The organism is Metabacillus rhizolycopersici, from assembly GCF_020075705.1.
Window position 1 is genome coordinate 1 of sequence record NZ_JAIQUM010000129.1, and the last position, 8421, is coordinate 8421.

An 8421-nucleotide genomic window follows, 5' to 3' on the forward strand; every position below is an offset into this window, starting at 1 on the left:
GCTGGTATAATCGCCGACGTATTCACGGCCAATTAAACTTTCAGACGCCGCAAGAAGTAGAAGATCAGTTTCATCAATCAGCATGAAAAGTTAACTTATTTGTGTCCAAGATATTGACTCAGATCCAGCAACATTAGTTTAGATTTATATATATTTGTAAACCTAGAAAGATTGTAAAGAAATATGGTTATTCCATTAGGAAAAGTGCCGAAATGGTTGGCATTAACATAGCAACAAGTTTCTTGTGGAGGCATAAAATCCTTGACTGCATAAGAGTATTTTTTGCTGAAAGTTTTAAAGGTACAAAACCTTCTAAAATGCCAAGAAAATCTCGTAAAAGAGGTAAGCAGGTTAAAAAGAGAGGTATATCTAACGAACAAGTATGTATAGCAACTGCTAGTGATAGGCAAGGTAATTTAATCATGGAACTACTATGTAAGGGCAGAATGACACATCAAGAATTAGAAAGGCTCTATGATGGTCGTATAGGGGATAACTCTATCCTTTGCACTGATAGTCATAAGAGGAGTTATGTTCAGTTCGCCCATGATTTTTCGTTAGACCATAAGCGTGTAAAAAGAGGAAAACATAAAGAAGGAATATACCATATTCAACACATAAATGCTGTTCACAGCAAATTAAAGAAGTGGATGAATAGGTTTTAATGGTGTTGCAATTAAATATATCAGTAGCTATATGAACTGGTTCAAATGGCTTGAACTATTTGAAAATGATAAAGAAGCAATAAAGGTAAAGAACTTTATGGTTCAATGTAATGTAGCCTATGCTTATACAAAAACAGCAGATTTTAAAGAAAGAGAGCCAATATTTGTAAAGGAGATTGAGGTATGACAGAGTTCTGGGAATCAAGTTTTATAGAAAATCAAATGATGTGGGGATTTGAACCTTCAGACTCCGCAATCTGGACAAAGGACTTTTTCCTTGAAAAGAAAGTTAAGGATATATTGATTCCTGGTATTGGATATGGTAGAAATGCAAAGGTTTTTATTGACAACGGAATAAATGTAACAGGTATTGAGATTTCAACAACAGCGATTGAATTGGCAAGGAAAAATGGGCTTAATATTAGTATTTTTCATGGTTCAGTAACCGATATGCCTTTTGATAACAAACTTTATGATGGTATATTTTGTTATGCACTTATTCACTTATTGAATAATCGTGAGAGAGATAAGTTTATTAAAGATTGCTATAATCAGTTAAAGCCAAACGGATATATGATTTTTACTACTATTTCAAAAGAAGCCCCAATGTTTGGAAAGGGCAAACAACTGGGTAAAGACTATTTCGAGATAATGGAAGGGGTAAAAATGTTTTTTTACGATTCTGACTCGATAAAACAAAAATTTGGAAAATATGGACTGATAGAATTTTCGGAAATTGTTGAGCCACATAAGAATATGGAAAATAAACCACCATTTAAATTTATAATGGTAAAATGTCAAAAAGAACTATAATTATAATTGCATAAAAAATCAAAAATAGTGAATTGTTAATTGATAAGGCTTATGTGTAACCTATTCACTAAGACCTTCAAGTGCTTACGCATTATTCTTAAAAGGCGAATTAAGGGAAGTCAAAGGGCTTCCCTTAAAAATCGCTTAATTTTCAACACTATTTTAAAACATAGCCTTACTAAAAGATGGTTAGGACATTACGATCAAGCAACTAATGCGTTCAATCGAGGGGATTGGGTTGCTTGCAACAGTCAATTAAGAAGCTACGTCGAAGAATTATTTAATAAAATGGCTGAAAATATAACAGGTAATAAACCATCAGACAGCCATCAAGCAAAAATTACACTTTCTCAATTGAATCCACCTATTTTTTATAAACCCTTAAACGAATGGTTAGATAACGGTACAGGATATTTTGAGACATTTTGGAAAAGACTACATCCTCATGGATCGCACCCAGGTCTATCAGACGAAGATGATTCAATATTCCGTTTACATCTCGTACAAATATCAACCCTTGAAGTATTGAGAAGATATGACCGTAATTATCAATAAATCAATATAAAAAGCATGTTTTGAATTAAAACCAAAACATGCTTTTTTCTTTACATAGGTCTACATCAATGTTTTGGGGTGCAAATAAAACCATAAAACCTAAGTTTCAAATTTAGTTTAGGTTTGCGCACAGCTTTTTAAAAGTTGACGCGAAAAATATCCCCAAAAGTTACATTAAACTGTTGTATAAACGTTTCAACTTAATTGTTTATATAATAATTATGGACTTTTGGTTCTCCCCGAACTAATCCTTCCTTCACCATTAAGGTTTTGATAGTGATAATTCTGCCCATCGAATCTCTTTCAATCCATTTGTAGTGTTTAGCCCGTCTATCATCTCTTAATGATTCATAAAGAACATCTCTTGTTATTTCAGTTGGCGGACCCCAATTGGAATAGTTGATTTTATCTTCACTCATACCTTCGTATGGGGCTGTATATTTTAGTTTTGCTCTTTTTTCTTTTAATTGTATTTCTTGTAACTTTTCAAGTTCATTTTCCCTTTCTTGCAGCATAGCAGTTTGTTTATCTGTTAGTGTTAAATTATATTTCATTACACCTATGTATTCATCTGAAAAAAAGTATTTCTATTTGATAGGAAATGATCAATTTCATCAATCATAATAGGAAAGATTTCATTTGTTAATTCATCTGTATTTTTAAAATCAGGTATTTCACCAAGAGTTCTGATGGCATCAGCATATTCTTTTTCTAAAAATAGCTCTTCGGCTTCTTTATAGGTATTCCTTTTTTTGAGATAATCATCAATTCCAAATGTATAATAAATAATCGAAAATAAGAAATAACCAGATAAAATAAATAAAACAATTCTTACTCTAGTATCCTTTAATACTATCTTTAACACTTCGTTTTCAAAAATTTTCTTTATCATATAAAAGCAGTCCCTTTCGAATGCATCCTCTTATTACTATTTTACTAATTTGGAAGATATAAAACGATCGAAATAGATTGAATTATTAAAATATCCTATTACAATTAGAAAAATTGTGATAGGAGGTGTAAAAGTTGTTGGGAAGATATTTTGGATAATGGGAAAGTTGGATGGTAGGAAAGATATGATGAAAAACGGTAGACCACAGTTAGCTTGAATAAGGGATCCAGGATTAAGAAATAACCTTCAAAAAATGTGGGAAACCGGACTTTTTAAAGAAAGTAAAAAAGATACTTTTGATTATAGGAGTCTCGCCAACATTTCGAAAATTTTGTACGGTAAGCAACCAAAAATATAAAAATTGATTGAAAATGTAATATTTTTAATGACTAAAAGGTAGTGTTTAAACAATTACCATAAACGACCATTTTTGTTACGGTGATTGCATAAAAAATTCTCCTTTAAAAAAAGGTAGTAAAGTTAAAAGCTCTAGTCACTCTATTCCACAATCGGGCCAGATTGTAGAGGAAACAGAAAGAGTAATAATACTGATTAAAAGATCATTTGAAAAATATTTCACTTTACTCGACCTCTTTATCATAATTTTTTATTGCAAATGCAACAAAGTTAAGTTAAATTTTAATATATGTCGTTTTTATTGCATTTGCAACAAAAATATGTGTTAAGGAGTTAATTATGAAGGAAATTCTTCGTGAAATTGGAATGATAGCCAGGGCATTAGATTCTATAAGTAATATAGAATTTAAAGAATATGAACTTACAAAAGGGCAGTATTTGTACCTTGTGCGAATATGTGAAAACCCAGGAATCATTCAAGAAAAGTTAGCTGAGATGATAAAAGTAGATCGAACAACAGCAGCTCGTGCTATAAAAAAACTTGAAATTAATGGCTTTATTGAAAAGAAAGAAGATAAACATAACAAAAAAATTAAAAAACTCTTCCCAACAGAGAAAGGGAAAAATGTTTATCCTTTTATAAAAAGAGAAAATGATTATTCCAATATCGTTGCATTAGAGGGATTTTCGGAAAGAGAAGTAGAAACCATTTTCAATCTTCTTCAAAGAGTAAGAAAAAATATAGAAAAAGACTGGGAATTTGTAAAAAAGGGAAACAAGAGAAATTATTGATTATATAAAGGAGCGACATATTTAAATGACTATAAATATAAAAAAGTGTACTCTTGAAGATTCACGCAAACTTCAAGAAATTAGTTATGAAACATTTAATGAGACATTTAAGCATCATAATTCACTCGAAAATATGAATGTCTATTTGGAAAGGGCATTTAACTTAAAACAATTAGAAAAAGAATTATCCAATATTTCTTCGCAATTCTTTTTTGTTTATTTTAATAATGAAGTCGCTGGATATTTAAAGGTCAATACTAATGATGCTCAGTCTGAAGAAATGGGTGATGAATCCCTTGAAATCGAGAGGATTTATATAAAGAACAAATTTCAAAAACACGGGCTTGGTAAATATCTGCTAAATAAAGCTATAGAAATTGCGATGGAACGAAATAAAAAGAAAATCTGGCTAGGCGTATGGGGAAAAAATGAAAATGCTATTGCTTTTTATAAGAAAATGGGGTTTATTCAAACTGGAGCCCACTCTTTTTATATGGGTGATGAAGAACAAATAGACTTTATAATGACCAAAACACTCATATAACTTTTTTTGAAAGGTGGATTATTATGTATATTCCAAAATATTTTAAGGTCACAAATGTTGATGAAATTTGGGATTTTGTTCAAAAAAACTCTTTTGGCACGATTGTCACAACAGAACAAGGGAAACCAATTGCCACTCATTTGCCATTGCAGTTAATTAAAGAAGGAGATACTTACTATATAACGGGGCATATGGCTTTTGGGAACCCTCAATGGAGAACATTCGAAACCTGTGAAGGTGCATTGGTTATGTTCCAAGGACCACACGCTTATATCTCTTCTTCCTGGTATGAAGAGGAAAATGTCCCGACATGGAACTATCAAGCTGTACATGTATATGGTACAGCCAGCATTTTGAACGAAGAAGAGTTAAAACAGGACCTGACAATGTTGCTGCAAAAATACGAAAAACACCGTAAGAATCCAGTTTTATGGGATAAGCTTTCTCCTCAGTTATTAGAAAAACAACTAAAAGGTATTGTTGGATTTAAGATTAAAGTACAGGAAATTCAAGCTACCAATAAACTAAGTCAAAATCGTAATGAAGAGGACTATCATAACATCGTTAATAAACTCTATGAAGAAAAGGATTTGAATTCTCAACAAATGGCACAATTGATGGAGAGGAAATTAAAAAAGGACAAAAAGGCGTAAAGTTATATGAATGTAGAAAGATTGGAAATAAAGAAAAAGCCTATTATACAACTCCCCCTGCTCTAGCTAAACCTTGTATAAACCGTAAAATAATCAATACTCAAATAGAAGGACTAAATGGACAAGGAAATGTATCTATAACAATAGAATCAACGAGATTAATAACGGTGTTCGACGACCTAATACATCACTATGTGGTCCAATGACGATTAGCAGTTCTTCTATGTATAGTGGGATATATTAGTAATTTAGGTATATTAAAGAATTATTAAAAAGGAAGTACGCTTGGTAATCCATTTTTGATAGCAGAGTGCCAATAATAATTTCATTAGAAAGGATTGAACTAGTATCGAATTACGACATTTAGAATATTTTTTAATGGTTAGTAAAGAACTACATTTTACAAAAGCAGCTGAAAAATTAGGAATCTCTCAACCCACTTTAAGTCATCAAATTAAGATTCTCGAACAAGAGGTAGGGTATCCACTTTTTAACCGCGTTGGCAAGAAAATTGAGCTTACTAAGGTAGGAGAAATTGTACAACAAGAAGCATTGAATATTCAAGGTTCCATACAAAGTATCTCCTCTCAAATTGCAGCATTTACGAAAGTAGAAATCGGGGAATTGAAAATTGCTGTGTTACCAGGGGAAATAACTGATTTGGTATCTACTTTGTGTATTCAATTTAACCATTTATATCCGAACATTAAAGTGTTCATTCAAACTACTGATCAGGTGGAAAAGGCCGTTCTAGAAAATCGAGCTGATTTTGGTATTGGTTTTCAACTTAATCAATATGATATGTTGCAAGTGACGAAGTTATATGATGAAGAATTTTACCTGATTAGTAATCAGAGTAATGAAGAGCAGACGGTTTCATTTTCCTCTGTTTTAGATGGTCCTCTTATTTTATTTCCAAGTATGCATCAATGTAGAAAAATACTTGATAAAACGAGCTATGAGGTTGGCAAGCAATTAGAGCCTATTGTTGAAACGTCTAGTATTAAATCTATCTTGAATCTAGTTCGAAGTGGTGTTGGTCGTAGTGTTGTTTCGCGTACATTATATGAATTTTATGATACAGAGGATTTGTTTTTCCAACATATTGAAAAACCATCTTTGACAAGAGCAGTTTATCTCGTGATGAAAAAGAATTGTTTTATTAATTATGCAGCACGTAAATATATTAAGTTATTAGTACGTGAAATCGAAAAGCTTCATTTTCACACAGAGAAAGATTCGATTACTTCTTTACGAAGTTCTATATTATAGTTTTTAACTATCATTATCATAGAATTAATTGTATAGGACGATGATGAATTTCTCTTTACAATGAAGATAAGTTCATGAAAATGAGAACTATAAATTGTAAGGGGATGTTCAATTATGTTACAAGAAGTAGCGGGTATTAAAATTCCTGATTCTCGATTGGCGAAAGATGCAGCTGATATTTTACGTGAGCATGGGGACGACTTGTTGTGGAATCATTCAAATCGTGTGTTTTTATTTGGTGCAGTCAACGGAAAAAAAGCGAAGCAAAATTATGATTTAGAATTGCTATATGTCAGTGCTTTATTCCATGATTTAGGCTTAACAAAAAAGTTCAGTAGTCCAGATTTACGATTTGAAGTAGACGGTGCAAATGCAGCAAGAAGTTTTTTACAGCAGTATCAAATTCCAGATGAGTCGATTCGTCTTGTATGGGATGCTATTGCATTACATACGACACCCGGTGTTGCAGAACATAAAGAGTCTGAAGTAGCACTACTCTTTTCAGGTGTTGGTTTAGATGTGATGGGAGATGGCTTTGAACAATTCCCTGACGACTTGCGTGAAGAAATTATAAAAGCTTTCCCTCGTAACAATTTCAAAAAGGAAATTATTCCAGCGTTTTATGAGGGCTTTAAGCATAAGCCAGAAACTACTTTTGGCAATATGAAAGAAGATGTTATTAAACATTTTAGAACGGAATATAAAAATAAGAATTTCTGTCATTGTATTTTACATTCACCATGGTCAGAATAAGAAACAGAAATGACAACGTAACGACGGAGAAGGGTTGACCATTTATACAGGGGTATTCTTTGGCTTCTTAAACGTTGTAAATCCGTATTTTCCTGACTATTAAAGTAAAGGTTGTGTATATTAAACAGGTGACGCATTTCTATATGTTTTTTTATTAGTAAGTGATTTATATACTTATTCCAGAATAGGGCCATTAATGGAGTAACGAAAAAAGCCTAATTTCTCAATTTTAATACTGAGAAATTAGGCTTTTTAATATTAGAATTTCCTTAACATTATAAATATATGGTTCCTGATGCTAACTCGAGTTGGATGTGCAAAATATTGCCTAAAATAGGGGCAAAATAACTCCTAAAGTGACATCCTTAGCGTAGGAAAACTTGGCTTTCTTTATGTCGAAATTTGCTTAGCGTATGTTTTGCGCTTTTTGTTGGTAGGACCCCTTATAGATCTTCTTCAATTTATCTTTCCTGCCTGTTAATTAATTGCATAAGGATACGGATAAACATCATTAGAAAAAAGATACTGATAAACGTATGTATCCATGTCCATGTATGGTATTCAATTAAATCAGTATATCTTTCCAAAAGAACTTCAATGATCGTTAAAACAGAGGTATACAATGCACATTTCAGAATAATGCTAGGATATCTTGAATAATAAGTTGCTTGATAAAAGTAAATGCAGACAACTGGAAGTAAAAGATATTCATAAAGAAGGCTAGAACTGAAATATTTACTTAAAAAGCTTATGGGATATTCGAGCATTTTTTCTTCTACAACAAGAACACCAAGAAATACTGAGAAAAAAGAGGTCAATAAGAAAATTAAAATCCAATCTTTGATTGGTGGTTTTCTTAAACTAAAAAAGAGTAGAGCGATTCCGATTATGAGCAGTGACCATAAAATTATTTTCTCTATCAAGATAAACTAATCCTTCCATCATTAATTTACTCATCAATCATTATAACAAACCTTTGCCATTGCTCATAATTGGTTTTATGGTGCGACAAGAAGTCGCATTCACACAGTGTAGCTTACGCTACTCATCTAGATACAAAGATGATCTCCATCCGAAACTGCATGCTTGGTAACGAGTTTGTAGGTTGCATGAGGAAATGCGGAA

At 32.0% G+C, this 8421-nt stretch carries 10 protein-coding genes and 1 pseudogene; 8 read left to right on the forward strand and 3 right to left on the reverse strand.

Annotation, left to right across the window (positions count from 1 at the left end; translation table 11 throughout):
* Positions 1 to 185: 185 nt before the first annotated feature.
* From K9V48_RS26225 to K9V48_RS26235, 3 genes and pseudogenes are all read left to right on the forward strand, one after another.
* Positions 186 to 852, forward strand: a pseudogene (locus K9V48_RS26225) (IS1595 family transposase); the annotation flags it as partial.
* Positions 849 to 1478, forward strand: coding sequence for a class I SAM-dependent methyltransferase (locus K9V48_RS26230; RefSeq protein WP_224142033.1), 630 nt, complete (start codon positions 849 to 851; stop codon positions 1476 to 1478). The pseudogene K9V48_RS26225 and the gene K9V48_RS26230, both read left to right, overlap by 4 nt.
* A 288-nt stretch (positions 1479 to 1766) precedes the next feature.
* Positions 1767 to 2033: a hypothetical protein gene (locus K9V48_RS26235; protein WP_224142034.1), complete on the forward strand. Its 267-nt coding sequence runs from the start codon at positions 1767 to 1769 to the stop codon at positions 2031 to 2033.
* 200 nt (positions 2034 to 2233) lie between these two features.
* Here the strand turns inward: K9V48_RS26235 and K9V48_RS26240 are convergent, their stop codons facing one another.
* Both K9V48_RS26240 and K9V48_RS26245 read right to left on the reverse strand, forming a co-directional pair.
* Positions 2234 to 2587, reverse strand: a complete 354-nt coding sequence (locus tag K9V48_RS26240) for a hypothetical protein (RefSeq protein ID WP_224142035.1) — start codon at positions 2585 to 2587, stop codon at positions 2234 to 2236.
* 5 nt (positions 2588 to 2592) lie between these two features.
* Entirely contained in the window at positions 2593 to 2925 is a 333-nt protein-coding gene (locus K9V48_RS26245; protein WP_224142036.1) for a hypothetical protein, read from the reverse strand.
* A 696-nt stretch (positions 2926 to 3621) separates the two neighbouring features.
* Between K9V48_RS26245 and K9V48_RS26250 the strand changes: the two genes are divergently transcribed.
* From K9V48_RS26250 to K9V48_RS26270, 5 genes are all read left to right on the forward strand, one after another.
* Complete coding sequence (locus K9V48_RS26250) at positions 3622 to 4074, forward strand: MarR family winged helix-turn-helix transcriptional regulator (RefSeq protein ID WP_224142037.1); 453 nt, start codon at positions 3622 to 3624, stop codon at positions 4072 to 4074.
* Positions 4075 to 4099: 25 nt separating this feature from the next.
* On the forward strand, positions 4100 to 4618 hold the full coding sequence (paiA, locus tag K9V48_RS26255; RefSeq protein WP_224142038.1) for a spermidine/spermine N(1)-acetyltransferase: 519 nt from the start codon (positions 4100 to 4102) through the stop codon (positions 4616 to 4618).
* A gap of 23 nt (positions 4619 to 4641) precedes the next feature.
* Complete coding sequence (locus K9V48_RS26260; protein ID WP_224142039.1) at positions 4642 to 5271, forward strand: FMN-binding negative transcriptional regulator; 630 nt, start codon at positions 4642 to 4644, stop codon at positions 5269 to 5271.
* Positions 5272 to 5619: 348 nt separating this feature from the next.
* Positions 5620 to 6543, forward strand: coding sequence for a LysR family transcriptional regulator (locus K9V48_RS26265; RefSeq protein WP_224142041.1), 924 nt, complete (start codon positions 5620 to 5622; stop codon positions 6541 to 6543).
* Positions 6544 to 6657: 114 nt separating this feature from the next.
* The gene (locus K9V48_RS26270; RefSeq protein WP_224142040.1) at positions 6658 to 7296 is read left to right on the forward strand and encodes an HD domain-containing protein; all 639 of its coding nucleotides are present in this window, start codon (positions 6658 to 6660) and stop codon (positions 7294 to 7296) included.
* A 461-nt stretch (positions 7297 to 7757) separates the two neighbouring features.
* On the opposite strand, the gene K9V48_RS26275 is transcribed toward K9V48_RS26270, so the two are convergent.
* A complete protein-coding gene (locus K9V48_RS26275) occupies positions 7758 to 8219 on the reverse strand; it encodes a CBO0543 family protein (RefSeq protein ID WP_263432959.1) in 462 nt (153 codons plus the stop codon).
* Positions 8220 to 8421 lie beyond the last annotated feature (202 nt).